This window comes from Mycobacterium sp. NBC_00419 (genome assembly GCF_036023875.1).
In the GTDB taxonomy this organism is placed as follows: domain Bacteria; phylum Actinomycetota; class Actinomycetes; order Mycobacteriales; family Mycobacteriaceae; genus Mycobacterium.
This window is the reverse complement of the sequence record NZ_CP107931.1, coordinates 1,335,015-1,354,602: the sequence shown is the minus strand read 5'-3', so window position 1 is coordinate 1,354,602 and position 19,588 is coordinate 1,335,015. Positions and strand designations below refer to the sequence as shown.

General features: G+C 63.7%; 15 protein-coding genes. 10 read left to right on the top strand and 5 right to left on the bottom strand.

Annotated features, from left to right (window positions below):
• Positions 1-46: 46 nt before the first annotated feature.
• Complete coding sequence (locus OG976_RS06200; protein WP_328363223.1) at positions 47-1,051, top strand: sulfotransferase family protein; 1,005 nt, start codon at positions 47-49, stop codon at positions 1,049-1,051.
• A gap of 18 nt (positions 1,052-1,069) precedes the next feature.
• Here OG976_RS06200 and OG976_RS06195 read toward each other — a convergent pair whose 3' ends face one another.
• The gene (locus OG976_RS06195; RefSeq protein WP_328359316.1) at positions 1,070-2,395 is read right to left on the bottom strand and encodes a hypothetical protein; all 1,326 of its coding nucleotides are present in this window, start codon (positions 2,393-2,395) and stop codon (positions 1,070-1,072) included.
• Between the two features lie 357 nt (positions 2,396-2,752).
• Here OG976_RS06195 and OG976_RS06190 point away from each other — a divergent pair, with 357 nt between their 5' ends.
• The 3 genes from OG976_RS06190 to OG976_RS06180 all read left to right on the top strand — a co-directional run bounded on the left by OG976_RS06190 (position 2,753) and on the right by OG976_RS06180 (position 5,955).
• Complete coding sequence (locus OG976_RS06190; protein WP_328359313.1) at positions 2,753-4,018, top strand: glycosyltransferase; 1,266 nt, start codon at positions 2,753-2,755, stop codon at positions 4,016-4,018.
• Positions 4,019-4,117: 99 nt separating this feature from the next.
• On the top strand, positions 4,118-4,924 hold the full coding sequence (locus OG976_RS06185) for a TylF/MycF/NovP-related O-methyltransferase (protein ID WP_328363221.1): 807 nt from the start codon (positions 4,118-4,120) through the stop codon (positions 4,922-4,924).
• Positions 4,925-4,965: 41 nt separating this feature from the next.
• Entirely contained in the window at positions 4,966-5,955 is a 990-nt protein-coding gene (locus tag OG976_RS06180; protein WP_328359310.1) for a Gfo/Idh/MocA family protein, read from the top strand.
• Between the two features lie 16 nt (positions 5,956-5,971).
• Here the strand turns inward: OG976_RS06180 and OG976_RS06175 are convergent, their stop codons facing one another.
• Positions 5,972-6,769: an alpha/beta fold hydrolase gene (locus tag OG976_RS06175; RefSeq protein WP_328359307.1), complete on the bottom strand. Its 798-nt coding sequence runs from the start codon at positions 6,767-6,769 to the stop codon at positions 5,972-5,974.
• 77 nt (positions 6,770-6,846) lie between these two features.
• Between OG976_RS06175 and OG976_RS06170 the strand changes: the two genes are divergently transcribed.
• Both OG976_RS06170 and OG976_RS06165 read left to right on the top strand, forming a co-directional pair.
• Positions 6,847-7,845, top strand: coding sequence for a Gfo/Idh/MocA family protein (locus OG976_RS06170; protein ID WP_328359304.1), 999 nt, complete (start codon positions 6,847-6,849; stop codon positions 7,843-7,845).
• 112 nt (positions 7,846-7,957) lie between these two features.
• Positions 7,958-8,956 (top strand): Gfo/Idh/MocA family protein, encoded by a 999-nt coding sequence (locus OG976_RS06165; protein WP_328359301.1) that lies wholly within the window; start codon positions 7,958-7,960, stop codon positions 8,954-8,956.
• Between the two features lie 39 nt (positions 8,957-8,995).
• Here the strand turns inward: OG976_RS06165 and OG976_RS06160 are convergent, their stop codons facing one another.
• A complete protein-coding gene (locus OG976_RS06160; protein WP_328359298.1) occupies positions 8,996-10,645 on the bottom strand; it encodes a GMC family oxidoreductase in 1,650 nt (549 codons plus the stop codon).
• A 247-nt stretch (positions 10,646-10,892) separates the two neighbouring features.
• Between OG976_RS06160 and OG976_RS06155 the strand changes: the two genes are divergently transcribed.
• Positions 10,893-12,167, top strand: a complete 1,275-nt coding sequence (locus OG976_RS06155; RefSeq protein WP_328359295.1) for a glycosyltransferase — start codon at positions 10,893-10,895, stop codon at positions 12,165-12,167.
• On the opposite strand, the gene OG976_RS06150 is transcribed toward OG976_RS06155, so the two are convergent.
• On the bottom strand, positions 12,164-13,441 hold the full coding sequence (locus OG976_RS06150) for a glycosyltransferase family 4 protein (protein ID WP_328359292.1): 1,278 nt from the start codon (positions 13,439-13,441) through the stop codon (positions 12,164-12,166). The genes OG976_RS06155 and OG976_RS06150 overlap by 4 nt on opposite strands.
• A 202-nt stretch (positions 13,442-13,643) precedes the next feature.
• Here OG976_RS06150 and OG976_RS06145 point away from each other — a divergent pair, with 202 nt between their 5' ends.
• From OG976_RS06145 to OG976_RS06135, 3 genes are all read left to right on the top strand, one after another.
• On the top strand, positions 13,644-15,095 hold the full coding sequence (locus tag OG976_RS06145) for a PE-PPE domain-containing protein (RefSeq protein WP_328359289.1): 1,452 nt from the start codon (positions 13,644-13,646) through the stop codon (positions 15,093-15,095).
• A 97-nt stretch (positions 15,096-15,192) separates the two neighbouring features.
• Positions 15,193-16,017 (top strand): class I SAM-dependent methyltransferase, encoded by an 825-nt coding sequence (locus OG976_RS06140; RefSeq protein WP_442930437.1) that lies wholly within the window; start codon positions 15,193-15,195, stop codon positions 16,015-16,017.
• Between the two features lie 35 nt (positions 16,018-16,052).
• Entirely contained in the window at positions 16,053-17,222 is a 1,170-nt protein-coding gene (locus OG976_RS06135) for an acyltransferase family protein (RefSeq protein WP_328359283.1), read from the top strand.
• Between the two features lie 77 nt (positions 17,223-17,299).
• On the opposite strand, the gene OG976_RS06130 is transcribed toward OG976_RS06135, so the two are convergent.
• Entirely contained in the window at positions 17,300-19,468 is a 2,169-nt protein-coding gene (locus OG976_RS06130) for an acyltransferase family protein (protein ID WP_328359279.1), read from the bottom strand.
• Positions 19,469-19,588: the final 120 nt, after the last annotated feature.

Genomic DNA, 19,588 nt, shown 5'->3' with positions numbered 1-19,588 from the left:
GTTGGATTCCGATGAGACGACTTACGGAGAATTCTCTTGCGAGCTGATGATCGCACCCTATTGTGTCGCTGTGACCGGAAGTCGGGAGTCGGGATCGCGGCCGGTCCTCTTGTTCGTACTGGGCTTCGGCCGCTCTGGGACCTCTGCACTTGCGCGGGTGCTGTCGCTGTGCGGCGCTACTCTTCCTGCCGGGCTGTTGGGCGCAACCTCGGACAATCCGCGCGGCTGCTTCGAACCACGTGCCGCGATCCATCTCAACGAATCAATTCTCCGTAGCCATGGCAGCTCCGGCTACGACCCGACCCTGCGCATGCAGGAGGAGGGTGTGTTCGACGAGCGCGAGCGAGCCACCTGGATCGCCAAGATCAGGGCGTACCTGGCCTCGTTGCCGGATGCGCCCCTGGTAGTGATCAAGGAGCCGAAGATCACGATGCTGACGGACCTGTGGTTCGAGGCTGCGGGGCTGGCGGGCTTCGACGTCGCGGCCATCATTGCGATACGACACCCGGATGAGGTGGTCGGATCGCTCGAGAGACGGAGCAGCCAGCAGCGCTACGTTCGGAACTCGGCCGCGCTGACCAGCGCATGGTGGCTCAAGTTCACCCTGCTCGCCGAGCGCAACACCCGCGGAATCCCCAGAGTGTTCCTCGACTACACCAACCTCTTGGAGGACTGGCGCCGGGAGATGAAACGGGCAGCCGTGGCACTCTCGGTTGATCTCGATGCCCGCGACGAACCGGTCATCGACGAGTTCCTGACCTCAGACCTGCACCATCATCGGCGGATAGGTCCGGTGCCGGAACCGTTCGGGACCGACTGGCTGTCTTCGGTCTACGAGTCGATGAGCGCTGCGGCGTGCGACGAGCCTTGGGACCCAACAAAGTTGGACCACGTCTTCGAGCAATACCGGAGCGCCGAACGAGGATTTCGGATGGTGTTCGAGGATCACGGACGCTATCGCAATATCAACCGCGCCATGCCGCCGTTCCTCATCAAGCTCGTATTGGGCGGGCTCGCGCTGCTACATCGGCGTCGTGGGACGTGGACCTAGCTTCGAGCGAGCGTTCCGTCAGTCGATCTCGGCAGTGAGGCCGAACTCCGCCAGCGTGCGGGTCGCGATATCGCGCAATGCGGCCCTGTCGGTCACTGAGCCGGGCTGGTAGCCGCTGATGTAGATGCCCACCCGGTTGATCTCGACCGACGTGCCGTAGAAGAGATGCAGCTGGCTGCCGATTCGCTCGAGCCAGCGCTTCGTCAGGTGTTGGCTTGCTCCCCGCGCGAACACGTCGTCGCACAGCGTGCCGTCGGGACGGATCGCCGCCGAGCCGGTGTCGCCGAGGTTGGAACACACGGCCGGATGCTCGGGGTCGGACAGCGCCGAGTCGATCAGCAAGCGCCAGGTCCGATTTGGCGTGAACGGTGTCAGCGCAGCGAGTTGTAAGGATTGGTCCGGGGCCGTCCGGTGAGCTGCCAGTGCGTTTTTGATGGCGGTGCGGGCGCCGCGCAGGTCTGTCGTCACGTCTGCGGGATCGATGGTGGCGCGGACGAACGACACTGCGATCGCCCGTGCGTCGTTCTCGGTGCGGTCGTTGACGACCAGCAGCAAGGTGACGCCGTCAGCGTCGCCGTGTTGGCGGCCCATATGCATGTCGAGTCGCGCGGTGAACGCTGCGGCAAGCGTGCTGGCCGTTCCGCCGAGATCCTCGGCGCGCGCATTCCATTCGTCCAGCTTGATCCGGATCCAGACATTGGGCATGGTGACGGGTTCGTCGGCGTCGCCGCCGGGCGTGGTGTCGGGCCGAGATGCCTTCGCGCGAACGACGTCGTCCACCCGACTCCGGATCCCTTTGACCGCGACGGCCAGCGCCTTGGTGACTGCGAACGCGTCGCGCGCCGATGCGGCGCTGTCCTGCACCAGCGCGTGCAGGCGGGTGCGCGACCGTGGCGGCGGGTAGCCGAGGTCGCGGGGCAGGCCGAGGATCGCCTCGGTGACGGCGATGGCGCCGCCGATGCCGTCGATCACGTAGTGGGACAGCACCAGGCTGATCGCGGTCGAGCCGTCGGTGAGCGAGACGACGCTCAGCCGCCAGCCCGGCCCCCACTCCGGATCGACAGGTACCTGCGTGCATTCGTCGAACCAGTCGACGAGCTCAGAGCGGTCGCGGGGAGCCTCGGCAATGTCGATTTCCGACGGCCGGTGATCCGAGACCCACCGGTGCCGGCCGAACGGCAGCGGGGACCGCTCGATGAGCCGTCCCAACAACCCGTAACCGAGGTTGTAGTGAAAGCGCTTCAGCTCATCGAAGTCGACGGCGTGCTGATAAAGCCAGCCGACCTGCATGACCTCCCGCTGGCCGGCGGCGCGATGGCCCTCGAAGAAGGCTTGATCCAGCAACGCAAGTTGATTGTCGGGCTCGGCGCGGCCTATTGATTCATGGCGAGTTCGGGATACGCGTACGGGACGTATCCGTTCTTCCACTGAATAGCCTCCGATGAAAAAGGGTTCGCCCGTGACGACCGGAGGCTCACAACGACATGTGATCGGCGCGGGATCGAACCATTCGACACCTCACAGTAGTCGACCCAAGCTTCGGCTCGGCTAATTATGCGGTTGCCCCGACCAAATCCGTGGTGATTCATCGTCGACCATCCGGGGAGCGGGTTACGCTCCGGGGCGGCTGGGCGGCGTCACGCGATCCGCCGACATTCATCTGCAGCTTGAGCACCGAAAGTGAAGGGCCACGATCACGCGATGAAAGTTGTGCTGGCTTTCTACGGAACCCGCGGAGACGTCGAACCCGGGATCGCGCTGGGTCGCGAACTCATGCGCCGTGGCCACCAGGTGTGCATGGCGGTGCCGCCCGATCTCATCGGGTCGGTCGAATCCGTCGGGCTCTCGGCGGTCGCGTATGGCCCGGACACGCAGGCGTGGCTGGAAGACACCCGTGACTTCTGGGCCTACTTCTTCCGCAACTTCTGGCGGGTCCGCGACGTCAAGAAGCACTTTCAGGAGTCGCGCGAACCAGGCGCCCGGGCGTGGGCAGAGATGAGCACGATGCTCACGGCGCTGACCGCGGACGCCGATCTGATCATCACCGGGGTGAGCTATGAGGAACTCGCGATCAATGTCGCCGACTATCACGACATCCCGCTGGCCACGCTGCTGTGGTTCCCGATCCGCGTCAACGGCCATCTCGTTCCGAAGCTGCCCGCACCGGTGACGCGTGCCGCGATGAAGGCTTACGAGTGGCTGGTGTGGTTGGGGCTGAAGAAGGTCGAGGACGCCCAACGCCGGGAGTTGCGCCTGCCGCCGGTCAAAGGGCCGGTATCGCGGCGCATCGCCGAGCGCCGTGCGATGGAGATTCAGGCCTATGACGACGTGTGCTTTCCGGGGCTGGCAGCGGAGTGGGAGAGCTGGGGCGGGCAGCGCCCCTTCGTCGGCACCCTCACATTGGAGTTGGCCACCGCCGCCGACGACGACGTGGCCTCGTGGATCGCGGCGGGCAGCCCGCCCATCTGTTTCGGATTCGGGAGCATCCCGGTGCAGTCACCGGCCGAGATGCTCGCCATGATCGCGTCGGTGTGCTCGCAGCTCGGTGAGCGCGCCTTGCTGTGTGCCGGCTGGACCGACTTCAGCAGTGCCCCGCAGTTCGACCACGTCAAGGTGGTCGGCGCGGTGAACTACGCGACGGTCTTTCCGGCCTGTCGGGCCGTCGTGCACCACGGCGGAGCGGGTACCACCGCTGCGAGCATGCGTGCGGGGGTTCCGACGCTGATCCTGTGGATGGCCGACGTCCAGGTGATCTGGGGGGCGGCGATCAAACGGCTCAAGGTGGGAACCGCGCGACGCTTTTCCACCGCCAACGAGAAGACCTTGCTGGCCGACCTGCGCACGATCCTCGCCCCGGACTACGCCGTTCGAGCCCGCAGTATCGCCGCGCAGATGGACGGGCCGGCGCACAGCGTGGCCGCTGCCGCCGACCACGTCGAGAAGTTTGCCGTCGGGCGTCTTGGCTAACTCAACCGTCAAATCTTCGAAAACTCTTAAGCAAACGTCGCGTCGGCTCTACACTCAGCGCCGACACGCTGGCATGTGAGACAGGAACAGGTCTTGACCATCACCCAACCCGACGTTCGTTCTCTGTACCTTGACCTGCTTCGGCGCAATCTGACCCGGTACGGGATGCACGAGCGGATTCCCTCGGAGTGGCCGCTGCGGCGCCGGCTGCTGCTCAAGACGGTCAACAACGTCCTGCCGCGGCTCTCCGGCTCGGACGCGCGTGGCCGCAATCAGCGCGAACTGGGTCTGGACTGGCCGGCCGAGGCCGAGACGATGATCGGGATGAAGCGGCTGACGAACCTGCAGGAAGCCGTCGAGACCGTCATCAAGGAAGACATCCCCGGCGATCTCATCGAGTGCGGGGTCTGGCGCGGCGGCGCGTGCATCCTCATGCGTGCGGTGCTCGCGGCCTACGACGACCACACTCGCTCGGTATGGCTGGCCGACTCGTTCCAGGGTGTGCCCAAGTCGGATCCGGATAACTACAAGGCCGATAAGGGCATCCGGGCGGAGTTCGCCGCCGGAATTCTGGGTGTGTCCGAAGCCGAGGTCCGGTCCAACTTCGAGCGCTACGGCCTGCTCGACGACCAGGTGCGCTTCCTGCCCGGTTGGTTCAAGGACACGCTGGCTGATGCCCCAATCGAGAGCATCTCGGTGCTCCGGCTGGACGGCGATCTCTACGAATCCACCATCCAGGGACTCGACGCGCTCTACCCGCGGCTGTCGCCGGGTGGGTTCTGCATCGTCGATGACTATCTCGCGGTGAAAGCATGCGAGCAGGCGGTCACCGACTACCGGACCAAGCACGGGATCACCGGGGAGATCGTCAACATCGACGGCACCGGCGTCTTCTGGCGCAAGTAGCGGTCGGCTCAAGAGGCAGGCTCCAGAGCTAGCAATCGCCGATGGCTGACAGTGGTACGCCGGTACGGATCGGCGTACTCGGCGCGGCGCATGTCGCGCCCGCAGTGGTGATCAAACCCGCCAAGGGGCGCACCGACGTTGTGGTTGCCGCGGTGGCGGCCCGGGATGTGTCACGTGCCGAGGAGTTCGCGACCAAGTACGGCATCGCGCGCGTACACGACAGCTACGAGGCTCTGCTCGCCGATCCTGACGTGGATGCCGTCTACAACCCGCTACCGAATGCCTTGCACGGCAAATGGACACGCGCCGCACTGTCTGCAGGCAAGCACGTGTTGTGCGAGAAGCCACTGACAGCCAACGCTGACGAGGCTCGCGAGATCGCCGAGCTCACCAGCGCATCGGGCAGGGTGGTGATGGAGGGGTTGTACTACCGCTATCTCCCGTTCGCCGCGCGGGTCCATGCGATTATCGCCTCGGGGGAGTTGGGCACCCTGCAACGCATCGAGGCGGCCAATTGTTTTTGGCTCCCGAAGTTCTCCAATGTCCGCTACGAATACTCCATGGGCGGCGGATCCTTGATGGATCTCGGCTGTTACGTCGTCGACCTGGTGCGCACCTTCGGTGGTTCGACCCCGGAAGTGGTTTCCGCCCAGGCCCAATTACGCAGTCCCGAAGTGGACCGTGCCATGACGGCCGAATTGCGGTTCGCCGGCGGGCTTACCGGCCGGCTGCGCTGCTCGCTGTGGTCGAAGGACCTGCCGCACTTCAGCGCCAAGATCGTCGGCGATCGCGGGGAGTTGCGGCTCAACCCGCTGGCGCCGTTCCAGCGGTTCACCGTTCGAACAGGCGAGGGTAAACGGGTGGAGCGCTTCGCCTTGCGCAGCCTCTACGCCGATCAGCTCGAAGCTTTCGCCGCCGCGGTACTGCGCGGTGAACCGGTGAAGACCACACCGGCCGAGGCCGTCGAGAACATGACGGTCATCGACGCGATCTACTCTGCAGCCGGCTTATCGGCCAGAAAGCCCGCCTGAACCCAGGGGCCTCGGCCTAGCGGGCCCTCCGAGATGGGGGCACGCGGATCTCGGGCGGCAAGGGGGTCTGGGACAGCCAGTTGTCGACGGTTCGGGCGAACAGCTCTGGGTGGCGGTGCGGCCAGTCGTGGCGCACACCGTTCGCGACCCGGTCGACTCCGTTGGGCATCGACCGCGCGAGTACCGCCGCCCAGCGGCGCACCAGGACGCTCTCCTTGCTGCCACTGAGAAACAAAGTGGCGCTTTGGGATTCGCGTACTGATTCGGGAAGGGTGAATCCCGCCGAGGCTTCGACGATGTGGGCCAGCTGTGCACCCGAGTTCAGTCGCGCGTCTTCGAGGTAGTCCGCACCCATTGGTGGCGGAGGTACGTCGTTGCGATGCCAGTGGCGGTTGATCGCGAGCCACCTAAACCATGCCGTGCGGGCCAGAACACCCACCACTCGCCGCGTCACACCGACCCCGGGTGCGGTGTTGATGAACGTTCCGGACAGTACGGCCCTGTCGACAAGCGCAGGCTCGGTGGCCATCAGTTGCACCGCAACCTGGGCCCCTAGCGAGAATCCGACGATGTGTGCCCGGCCCGGCCCGGCCGGGGACCGGATCAACTCCGCAATCGCCTGGGCCGCCAGACTCATGTTGAACGGCCCCTGCTCGAAACTCTTGCCGTACTGCGGCAAATCGGGAACGAGGCAGCGGTAGTGCTGCAGCTGGGTGACCACTGGGTCCCACGACCAGCCGCTGACGATCCCGCCGTGCAGAAAGACGACTGCGGGCGCATCGACCTGACCGGATTCACGCACGAACAGGTCCACAGCGACGATCGTATCTGCGCTGTCGAAGAACACACCAAGGAACGGCACTGCGGACCATCTGGTGTTATTCTCCGTCGATGGGGGATAGTCGGGCCTCTGTACGGATCGGCATCCTGGGTGCGGCGCGGATTGCACCCGCCGCTCTGGTGAAGCCGGCAACGGAGACAAGCGAAGTCGTGGTGGCAGCCGTCGCGGCGCGTGATGTTGGTCGGGCCCAGGAATTCGCGACACGGCACGGGATTGCGCGGGTCCACGACAGCTACGAGGCGTTGATCGGAGACTCCGATGTCAATGCCATCTACAACCCGCTGCCAAACGGGTTGCACGGCCGGTGGACCAAAGCTGCGATCGCCGCTGGAAAGCACGTCCTCTGCGAGAAGCCGCTGACAGCCAACGCCGACGAGGCTCGTGAGATCACCGAGCTAGCCGCAACATCGGATCGCGTGGTGATGGAGGCTTTTCACTACCGCTACCACCCGCTCACGGCTCGTATCGAGCAGATCATCGCCTCGGGCGAGCTAGGCACCCTCCAGCGGGTCGAGGCGGCATTCTGTTTTCCCTTGCCCAGGTTCTCCGACATTCGCTACAACTATTCCCTGGCTGGCGGTGCACTCATGGACGCCGGCTGCTACGCCGTCGACATGGTGCGCACCTTCGGTGGCTCGACCCCGGAAGTCGTTTCCGCGCAAGCGAAAACCCGCGGTCCCGATGTCGACCGGGCCATGACGGCAGATCTGCGGTTTGTCGATGGGCACACTGGCCGCATCCACTGCTCGATGTGGTCGCGGGATCTGCTGCGGATCACTGCCACAGTGGTCGGTGACCGCGGCCAGTTGCGTGTAATCAATCCGTTGGTTCCGCAGGCGTTCCACCGATTGACGGTACGAACGAGTGCGGGCAAGCGCGTCGAGCACTTCGGGTCGCGCCCCACCTACTCCTACCAACTCGACGCGTTCGCTGCGGCGGTGCTGCGCGGAGGGCCAGTGAAGACGACACCTGCCGAAGCGGTCGAGAACATGACCGTGATCGATTCGATCTATCGCGCCGCGGGATTGCCGGTCCGCAAGCCGGCCTAAAGCAACTGATCGGGCGGACGCGCGGACCGATTCCAGGGTGCCGGTAGAGAAGCACTTTGTCGGGTGGGACAGGTCGGTTTTGCTACAGAGCTCACCTGGTAGCGTCTCGGCGGTGCCTGACTGTCCGAGCCCCGTCCGAATCGGCATATTGGGTGCTTCAGGTTACGCGCCGACGACCATCATCAACCCCGCACGGGGAAGCTCTGAGGTCGTGGTGGCCGCGGTCGGGGCCCGTGACGTCTCCAGTGCCCAAGCATTCGCGACTAAGCACGGTATCGCCAAGGCGCACGGCAGCTATGACGAGCTGGTCAACGACCCCGAGATCGATGCGGTCTACATATTGGCGCCGACAAGCATGCACGGCAAGTGGATGCGGGCCGCGCTCGCAGCCGGCAAGCATGTGCTGTGTGAGAAGCCCTTCACTGCCAATTCGGCCGAAGCGCGAGAGATCGCCGAACTGGCTGCGACATCGGACCGAGTAGTGATGGAGGCAGTCCAGGGGCGCTATCACCCGTTGACACTGCGCGTCGAGGAGATCATCGCTTCAGGGGAATTGGGCAAGCTCGAGCATGTTGACGTCGCTCTTTGCGTGCTGCTGCCCAAGTTTTCGGGCAACTGCTACAACTACGATCTCGCCGGCGGGGCGATGATGGACGCGGGCAGCTACGTGGTCAACATGCTGCGAACCTTCGGCGGTTCGACGCCGGAAGTCATTGCTGCCCAGGCGAAACTTCGCGACCCCCGTGTCGACAGGGCTATGACTGCCCAATTGCGCTACCCCGAGGGCCACACCGGTCGGTTGCGGGTGTCGCTGTGGTCGACCGATCTGTTCCGGGCCACCGCCAAGGTGGTTGGCGATGCCGGTGAACTGCGATGGCTGAGCCCCGCAGCGCCCCACCTTTTCCCTCGGCTCACCATTCGCTCCGCCAAAGGCAAACGGGTGGAGCGTTTCCCGCGCCGTATCACCTACGACTATCAGCTGGATGCTTTCGCCGCGGCGGTGCTGCGAGGCGAGCCCGTGCGGACAACGCCGGAGGGTGCGGTCCAAACAATGACCGTCATCGATGCGATCTATCGCGCGGCGGGGCTACCCATTCGTCAACCCAGCTGAATCGCTGATACTGCAGGCGCACTGTGCCTTTGGGATGGGCTAGCTCGCAAACTGCTCGTTGTTGATGTGTTCGGCAATCCGTAACGCATTGGCGGCAACGGTCAAGCTGGGGTTCAATCCGGTACTGGACGGGAAGAACGACGCGTCCGCGACGTAGAGATTGTGAACCTCGTGGGCGCGGTTATGTGCATTGAGCACACTGGTTTTGGGATCTGACCCGAAGCGGACCGTGCCGCAGACATGGCCGAGAGTGGTGTTGCTCTCGCCCGTGCGCAAGGTGAGTTTGCGATACGGCTTCAGCACTTCTTTGAGCTGGCGCAGGAAGATTCGGCGACGCCCGGCCTCGTTGGGGTGCATGCGGTACTGCAACCGTAACCGCTGGCGACCGTCCGACCCGGGGTTCTGCGACGGAAGAACGCGGTTGTCGAGATACGGCAGATCTTCCATGATCGCTGCGAGTACCAGGCCGCCGGAGAAGAAGCGCTCGTAAATCGGCCGCGCTGCCGGGCTGGCCAAGCGCAGTGCTCGGGGCAACAAGCCGGGATGATTCGTCAGCATCTCCATCGGTGCCAGCGAGGCCATCGAACCGGCCGACTGCACGGTGCCGAACTTCTGGCCCTCCCAGAAGTAGAAATCGTTGAGCCCAATCTCCTTGTTCTCGGCCGTGATCCGCGACCCCGACTCCGGCCACACTTCGATCCAGTCCAGGAGGTGACGCATCAGGTTGCGACCCACATAGTCAGATCCGTTGGCCAATCCGTTCGGCCAGTCACCGGATGTGGAATTCAGCAGCAGCACAGGAGTGGCCAGCGCACCGGCGGCCAGCACTACGACTTTGGCCTGCAATGCCAGTGTTCCGGTGGTGTGCGCGCAGACCACCTTCTGAACATGGGTGCGGTCGGCTTCCAGGTGCAGGACTCGACACTCCGCCAGCAGCCGCGCCCCGTGCTCGGCGATGGCCGGCTGAACGCCGTTTCGGCCCCCGTCGTTCTTGCACGCTTTGTCGCAGAGGAAGGCCTGGCACGTGCCACAACCTTCGGTGTAGTCACAGGCCATCGGCAGATGGTAGGGATGGAGCCCACGGCCAGTCAGATAGTCGACGAGCGGCTGATTGTCGGCCGAAAAAGGCGGTGCTGCAGGCAATCCGGACTGGGCGGTGTCGGGCCGCAGCGGATCGGGCTGGCCGCGTACGCCCATCAGCTTCTCGGCTTGGGCGTACCACGGCCTCAGCTCGTCGTAGGTGATCGGCCAGGCGTCCGGCACGCTGGAGGTGCCGGGATCGGCGAAGTGTCGGCGCGGCGTGAAGTCCTCGGCGAAGAACCGCTCGCAGACCATGCCGTAGAGGGCCGAGGAGCCGCCGGTCCCGCTGCCGATGAACGGGACGAATCGCTTCGAGAAGCGGCCGCTGATGTCCTCGATCTCGTCGGTCGATCGGCCGCCGCGGGTCAATGCCTCGAAGTAGGCCTCCTGCGATCGATATGCCTGGGGCTCGGCCAACTCGGGCATTGCCGCGCGGATTGTTCCCTGCGTCCCGGGCAAGGTCGAGCGGCCCTTCTCGACAAACAGCACCTTGCGCCCGGCGCGCGCCAACGAATACCCCAGGGTTCCGCCGCCCATACCGGTGCCGACGACAATCACGTCCCACACAATGCGCTCTGCCTCGCGGGCGTCCACTTCGCCGTCAGGCAATATCGGCTCCTCAGCGTGATGGCCCAGAGCATGCGCTGACCTGGGCTGGTCGGGATCGTAACAGTTTGTTGCTGGCGGCACGGGCAGGCGATGAGATGCCTGGTGAACCGTACTGGGCGTCGGTCCGGTGGGTGCGCCACTGGCTTGATTCAGATCACGGAACGAAGGTCAGACTCAGCAGAACCAGTGATAATGACCGGTGTTCCTGACCTTGCCGAAGCGTGTGGGGCTGAAAGGCTAAATCCCGATGAAGGTTGTCCTGGCATGCCATGGCGTGCGGGGTGATGTTGAGCCCTCGGTCGTCATCGGTCGCGAGTTGCTGCGCAGGGGGCATGACGTCAGCATTGCGGTTCCGCCAAACGTCGTCGGCTTCGCCGAGGCGGCGGGCCTTACTGCTGTTGCGTGGGGCCAGGATTCGCAGGTCATGATGGATGCGCAACGCGACTACTGGACATGCTTTTTCCGAATGCCCTGGAAGCCAAAGGAACTGGACCGCCTTGGTCGTGAAATCGGGGAGATCGTCACTCAGTGCTGGACTTCGGAGGCCTTCGCGACGCTGTCCTCACTAGCCGAGGGCGCCGACCTCATCATCGCCGGCTACGGCTTCGATCAGTTTTCTGCGAACGTGGCCGAGTACTACAACATCCCGCTGGCGACGGTGCACTTCTTCCCGACGCTTGCCAACGGCAGGGTGCTGCCCTTGTTGCCGGCGCCACTGGGGCATGCGGTGATGAAGGGCTGGGAGCGGATCTCCTGGAGTGGCCCGGTGAAGCAAGTCGAGGATGAGCAGCGCCGTGCCCTTGGTCTGCCCGAGGCCGAGAGTCCGTGGCCGAAGCGAATCGCTGATCGTGGATCGTTGGAGATCCAGGCTTACGACGCCGCTGTAGTCCCAGGGCTGGTTACTGAATGGTCGCAATGGGGTGATCGGCGACCTTTCGTCGGCACGCTGACGCTGGAGTCGCCAACGGAGTCTGAGGACAAGGTCGCCTCGTGGATAGCGGGCGGCGCGCCCCCGATTTTCTTCGGATTTGGCAGCGTGCCGGTCGGTTCTCCGGCCGAGACCATCGCAATGATCAGTGCGGTGTGCGAGCAGTTGGGCGAGCGGGCGCTAGTCGGAGCCGGTTCTACCGACTTCAGTGCTGCCACCCTTCCCGATCACGTCAAGGTGGCTGGGCAGTTGAACTACGCGGCGGTCTTCCCAGCATGCCGCGCGGTAGTGCATCACAGCGGTGCGGGCACGATCGCCGCATGTCTGAGGGCGGGTGTGCCCCAGGTCGGACTGTGGACACTGCCAGACCAAGCGCTACGGACAACGCAGCTCAAACGCCTGAAAGTCGGCACTGGTCGGCGCTTCTCGAAGGCGACCGAGGAGACCCTCTTGGCTGATCTGAGAAGGGTGCTGGCCCCGGCGTACTGCTCGCGTGCCCGCGACTTCGCGAGCCGGATGACAACTCCTGCGGAGAGCGCTGTGGCCGCGGCCGATGTGGTGGAGCGGTACGTAGGCGACAGGCGTCTCTGCTAGTCGTGAAGACGCAGGATTGTGGCGAGCTCTTTGTCGTGGCGGCCGCGTTGGAAATGCTGCGCCGAATCCAACGCGCCGAGTGCCAGACGGCGGCGCAAACCCTCGTCCGATTCGATCATCATCAGGTTGGCTGCCAGTGCGTGCGCATCCCCAGCCGGGCTCAGTAGCCCATTGACGCGGTGCTCGATGATCTCGGGTGTGCCACCCGAATCGGTGCCGCACACGGGCAGACCGGCTCTCATCGCTTCGACGGTAACGCGGCCGAATGCCTCACTCTGACTGCACATCAGGCCCACATGTGCCGCACTCCAGTGTGTTCCGAGATCTTTCGTGGGACCGTGGATCGTCAGTAGGTCCTCAACGCCGGCGCGGCGAGCCAGTGCGCGAAGGGGCGCATGGCGCCCCGTTCCTACAAGTGACAGTTCGATGTCGACGCCGGCTCTCCGGGCGATCGCAATGGCTTCGATCGCCAGGTGCTGCCCCTTACCGAGGGAGAAGTAGCCGACGAGAACGGTTCGCATGCGCTCGCCGGGTTGCCGTTGTGGGGGCACCCCCAGTGGCGTTTCGACGACGGGGTAGACGACGGCGGTTGTCATCGTCGGATCTATCGCGAGCATCGCCTGTTCGACTGCGTGCGAGTTGCAGATCACGACCGTCGATAGGCGGTTGATCAGCCGGATGGTCCGTCGGTAACCAAGTAAGAACCAGAGGCGGTGATCGTCTCGGCCGAACTCTCGGACGAACCAGTAGTGCGGGATTCCGAGTAGTTTGGCGGCGATAGCGTGCGACGGGATCGTCATCGTGTTGCTGACCACCATCGTTGGCCGCTCCTGTGCCAGCAGGAGCACTGCCTGCACGATGCCCGGAATCAGCAACAGGGCGTAGGGAACCCAGCCGATCAGCGCATGCGGGTCAATGCCGCGGTAGCGCCACCACTTGCCGAACCCCCACCACGGGGTCCAGGCGATGCTGGTGCGGATTCCGCGCTCACTGCAGTCCTTCGCCACGGCGCCCTGCCGCGGGACGACAGCCAGAACGTCGAGGTCTGGGCGTTGGTCCCGGATCGCCAGGAGGATTTCCCGAAATCCGACGACGCCACCGCCGCCGAAGCTGCTCACGTTCGACACGACAGCCACGCGCGGTAGCGGAGGCCGGCGCCGCAAGACTCTGATCGGATCAAGTCTGCCAGCCGCACGGCGTATGGCTTCGATGGCGGACATCGCGCAGAGCTTATGCGAAGGGCTGTTCTCTGCAGGAGTCGATGCGAAATTCAATCGCCCTGCTCGGCCGGCGTTGGCAGGCTTGCCTGCGGCGTCCGGTAAGCGCATTCAGGGGAGCTCCGGGTACGTCTTCTCTGCTGGCTCAGAACCTACCTAAGGGAACTATTAGACGTGCTATCGTCTCGCTTGCTCACGTCGGACCGTTTGCTGAGTTGGCGGAGATCGCGACGTCATACGGCTGGGAAGGACTGGTGGTATGGCGCGACGGATTACCGGACTGGCAGCGACTGTTTTCGTCGCGGCGATGCTTATCGGTGTTTCGTCGTTGTCCCTGCCGTTTCTCACCTTGGTCGCGTTCGCGAACACCACCGTTCTGGTTATGGGCGGGACAGGAAATTCTCTGGCCTCACCGCCCCAGTCGATCCAATTCGTTCAAGACTTCATGAGTGCTGTGGTCAGCAACTTCGTCGTTCCCTCGTCGATGGCGGTACACCCTTCTAGTATCCCGACCGGACCGTACAACGTGGTAGCGGTGATCACCCCTGAAGAGGACGCCTCTGGGCAGGAAGCACTGAGTCTCCTCGAGTCGATCTCCGCAGGTCTAGCCAACCTCGACGGCTGTATCCGCAGTGCTGTATGCGACTACAACGAGGGCGTGGGATCGTCGCCACCGGAACCGTCTGATGCCTTCGTGGTCGTTGGCTTCTCGCAGAGTGCGGCCATTGCGATGCTAGAAAAGCGCACGCTGGCAGCCACTTTCGCCGAGGGAGAGGGCCCCAACGTCGCATTCGTAGTGTTGGGCAATTCGAGGCCGAACGGTGGGTTGATCGCGCGCGATACGGCAGGAGTTGTCATTGCGCTGTTCCTGGGCCGTCAGCTTGACGAGTTGATCACCGATCCTGCGCCGACCGACACGCAGTACCGAACGGTCGATGTCGCTGTTCAGTACGACGGGTTGGTCGATGCTCCGTTGAATCCGCTGAATCTGTTCGCTGCGGCTAATGCCTATGCCGGGATGGTGTATCTCCATCAGGAATCCATGGATCACAGTCTTGCGGATTCAGAAGTCGTCGATCAGGGACGGCACGGCGATACTGCCTATTATCTGGTTTCCACTCCGGTGCTTCCCCTGCTGATGCCGCTGCAACGTATTCCACTGGTGGGCTCGATCTTGGCTGATGTCCTAGACGCGCCACTGCGTGTGCTAGTCGAGGCAGGCTACGACCGGTCGGTAAGCCCGGGCGTCTCTACGCCATTCAATTTGCTCTACTTTCCCGATCCTATAAAAACCGCCATCAACTTCCTCATCGCTGTCCCGACGGGGCTCGATAACGGCATCGAGGACATTGTCGGCGTTCGGCCATTGGGCACACACCGGCCCGGACCTTATGGGGTGGGAGGTACTGACGTCGAATACGTATCCCTTGACACCTCTGCAGCCAGCTCGGCTGGTTCGAACGTGGAGCCTGGCTCAACAATCGACGCCAGCGCAGAATCGACGACCACTCGGGTCACCAGAGGCGCCGTGGGGCAGGTCAAGTCGCGACAGCCTTTAGTAGCGGCACACACGACCATCGGTCCGATAGTGGGTTCCCCAAGCGCCGCGAGAGTTGGCGCCGCGCGAGTCGACAAGGCTGGAGATGCGGCCAGTAGCGCGAGTGGCGCGGCGCGCGGCGCGGTGGGCGTGTCTGGCAGGTCGAAGGACTAGCGGACTTGTCTGCGGCCGACCGCCCTTGGACGCAGCACGCTTCCTTGCATTGGGGCCCGGAGCAACGAGTAGAACGTGTTACAGAACCCGCGAAAATATGACTAACCCTCGGGGTATCGTCTTGCACGTGACCAAGGCCGAGGAGATCACGCTACCCGACACGGCATTGCTGACGTTGTGGAGTCGCGCGAACGAGGCGCGACGGCCTGACGGAATCATCGATGATCCGATGGCTATCCGCCTGATGGATTCGATCGACTACGACTTCAGTAAATTCAGTCTGGCAACAGATCGTCAAGATATCGCCCTGCGCGCTCTCGCGTTCGACGCCAAAGCCGCTCGCTATCTCTCCGACCACCCGGCAGCAACCGTCGTGGCCCTCGGCGAGGGAATGCAGACGAGCTTCTGGCGCCTCGACAATGCGGGCCTGGGTCATCAATTCCGTTGGTTGACTGTGGATCTGCCGACAATCATCGATTTCCGTGAGCGGTTGTTGCCCCAGTCTCCGAGGATATCTAGCTGCGCGCAGTCGGTGTTGGACTTCACCTGGATGGATCGGGTCGACCCGCACAACGGTGTCTTCGTCACGGCTGAGGGCTTGTTGCCTTACCTGCAGCCTGACGAGGCACTGAGCGTGATTCGCGAATGTGCGCGCCGGTTTCCCGGTGGTCAGATGATCTTTGACCTGCCAAACAAGTTTCAAGCATTTCTGGCCAGGCATCGCATCTGGACGGTATTGCGTGGGACATGGCCGCGAACACCGTTCAGTTTGTCCGCGAAGGAGATCGCCGACTTGCCGAATCGTATCCCGGGCATTCGAGCAGTCCAGAACGTGCCGCCGCCGCGCGGTCGCGGTCCGGCGCTGGACTTGCTCCTGTGGCCCACTGTTGCCGAACTTCCTTTGCTTGAGTTCGGCCCCTAGTTATCGGCAACGCGCCGACGCACGGATGGGATGAGATGATCGCGGACTCAAGTGTCGCTGGCGAGGACGAAAGCGTCGGTCGCCTGCCGCGTAAGCCCCGGTGTGCTGCTCCCACTCTCGGTGAGGAGTTCGATCCTCAGAGTAACGCCTTGAACGCGTGGCGGTTGCTTATGGCGACTGGCGTTATTCTTTGGCACTCTTGGCTTATCACAGGCCGCCAGATTTCTTTTGAGCCGGCGCATCAGTTGCTTCGCGATGTTTGGGTCGACGGGTTCTTTGCGATGTCCGGATTCCTCATAACGTGGAGCTGGTTCCGGAGGCCGAGGCTTCGGGATTACTTCGTCGCACGGGGGCTACGCATTCTTCCCGGTTTCTGGGTATGCCTGGTCGTCATTGCTTTCGTCATAGCGCCGATCGCCACCGCGATTCAGGGCGGCTCACCGGGCAAGCTACTGCTGTCGCTCGATCCGATTCAGTACGTAGTGCGCAATAGCGCACTGTTGATTCAGCAGAACGATATAGCGGGAACTCCGCTCGGTGTCCCGCGGCCCGGGGAATGGGACAGCTCTCTGTGGACGCTCTACTGGGAAGCGTTGTGCTACTTGGCTATTGCGATTCTGGGAGTAACAGGGCTTCTGCGCCGCCGATGGCTAATACCGCTACTGTTGGCTCTCGCGGTGTTCTGGTCGACACGAGTGCCCGCTATGAGTCGGCTAGTTGAAGCGCCGCCCGGGACCGTCGAAATCGATGCCGCAGCCCAAGCGCTGATAGCGCAAGGAGCTGCAGCGCGATTCGCGGTGATGTTCTTTGCTGGCGCCCTTATCTATCAGTTGAGAGATGTTATCCCGGCTCGGTGGTCACTGGTCGCAGGCTGTGTGGTCGTCGTACTGGCGGCTAGTTTTCTACCAAACTATCGAGTAATCGGTGCAATCCCGCTGGCGTATGCCCTCATCGTTTCAGGTGCGCTACTTCACCACCCCCGCTTGAGGCTGCGGACGGATCTGTCTTACGGCGTTTACATCTACGCCTTCCCGATTCAGCAGCTTCTCGTCATATGCGGGCTCGGCCTGCTTGCTCCACCAGTATTTGCGATCGTTGCAGCTGCCATCACCTTGCCGCTAGCGGCGTTCAGTTGGTTCGTGGTGGAGAGGCCCGCAATGTCTCTGAAATCTCGTTTGGTAAAGAGGGACCTTCCGGCTGCGTGACCTGGCTGTCAGATCCCGGGGAGCGATCGAATACCGTGATCCCTTGGAGCGTCGGCCTTTTGGAGGACGCGGCGTCTCTATCCGCCTAGTGTGATCGCTCTATCGACAAGCGTCCCTATTGCCGGCGCCAACACTTGGGTGTATGCAGGGGTTGCGTGATTCCAGTCGAAGTAGACCAGGGTGTTGCCGACGATGACGGGGCAGCGTTCGGCGGTGCAGAACAGGTCGGTGAGATCGGCGTACTGTCCGCCGTTGGCGGTGGTGGCGGCGGTTTCGGCGGCGATGCCGGATTGGTCGACGGCTTTGGATCGGGTCAGTGCGCAGGCTGTTGCGTCGTCGAGGTGTCCGGATATGCAGATCGGCACGTTGGCGTGCGGAGCGGGGATGGGGCCCAGCACCAATACCTGTGCGCCGCTGCCGCGTAGGTCTTTCACCAGCCGGGCCATGCTCTCGATCCAGGCGGTGTCATAGGTTCTGAAGCCCGATGGCCAATCTTCGACACCGTAGCCGCGCCACATGCTGATAACGATCAGCTGATTGTGTTCGGCGCGCAGTCGAGTGACGACTTCGCCGCGCCACTGCTCGCACTCGGTGTACTCCCTATTGAGGAGCGGGCTGCTGATCGGTAGATCCAATACTGGGCAGCCGGCTTTTGCGAGTGTCTCGAGTCGCCAGTGTTGTTGGTTGGCAATCTCTTTGAGGGCCGGGGTCCACATGGCGGCGTGCGAGTCGCCGACGAGGGCCACCCGGGTCGGTGATGCGGTATCGCCTGCAAAGCAGTCCGGTTGGGTGACCTGGAAGAAATCGAGCATGCAGCCATTGCGATAAACGGCTTTCTCCTCGGCCGCTGCGTTGTCCAGTGGTGGGGTGAGGTTGGCGGGTACGGCTGTGGTGTGTAGGGCGGCGGCCAGTGCGGTTTGGGTTTGGGTGAAGGCTTGTTCGACGGCGGTGGTGTAGGCGGCGGGGTCGGCGTTGGCGGGCACGGCTGGGATGGTGAGTGCGATTTGTTGTGCGGGTGCGCCGGGTCCGATCGCGGCGGGGACGGCTGTGAACAGTCCCAGTCCGACGCAGACCGCGATCAGGGTGGCTACTGCGCCCAATGCCAGGCTGCGCCAGGGTGAGTCGCGGATTTTGGGGTTGAAGCGCAGCGGGTTTTCCAGGTAGCGCAGGGTCAGCCAGGCCAGCCCGGCTGAGAGCAGAGCCGCGGCCAGGCGTTCACCGAGTCCCAGCGGGTGTCCCAGCAGGGCGGGTGCGAGTACCAGTACCGGCCAGTGCCACAGGTACCAGGAGTAGGAGATCCGGCCGATCGCCCGCATCGGGCTGGTCGCTAGTAGTTGGCCGCAGCCCTGGGTGGGGGTGGCGCATCCGGCGCCGATGACCAGCACGGCGCCGAGGGTGGGTAGCAGTGCGGCGGTTCCCGGGAACGGGGTGGTCGGGGTGTACCAGATGCAGGCGACCACGATCATCGCCAGCCCGGTCCATCCGAGGACCACGGCCGCGCGTGGTGAAAGGCGTTGCCATTCAGCGGCGGTCAGGGCGAGCAGGCCGCCGGCGGCCAGCTGCCAGGCGCGGGTGGGCAGGGAGAAGAACGCCGCGGCGGGAATCACGTAGGTGATGACCAGCGACAGGGCGAAGGATGCGGCGCCGACCAGGCCGAGGACTACCAGGAACGGGCGCCGTGAGGCGGTGGCGGGTGCGGTGTTGCGCCGCCGGTGGATGGCGCGGATGACCCAGGCGGTGCCCAACACCAGGGGCGCCCAGACCAGATAGAACTGTTCTTCGACGCTCAGCGACCAGTAGTGCAGGAACGGCGAGGGGGTCAGCAGGTCGGAGAAGTAGTTGACGTTGTCGAGGATGAACCAGTAGTTGCCGACGTAGAGGGCGCTGGCGATGCCGTCGTAGAGGACTGTGGGCACCCGTAGTGGTGGCAGCAGCAGTACCGAGGCGACCATGGTGATGACGCCGACGAACGCCGAGGCGGGCAGTAGTCGTCGGGCCCGTGCCCCGTAGAACGCGCGTAGTTTGACCGTGCCGGTGCCGGCGGCTTCGCGCCACAGCAGTCCGGTGATCAGGAAACCGGAGATGACGAAGAAGACGTCGACCCCGATGTAGCCGCCACCGATGCCGGGCACCGAGGCGTGGAACAACACCACACCGAGCACCGCGACCGCGCGCAGGCCCTCGATATCGGGGCGGAACGTTGACCGCTGCGCGGTCCGATCCTCAACTCCTTCAGCAGAGTTCATGCCATTGGCCTGGCGCACAGTCACCTATCGGATCTCGTTAGTGCGACCCGACCATCGAGTCGAGGCATTCTTGCACTCAGTGCTGGCAAAAATGTGGTTTTGGACTACGCGTGGTGTCCC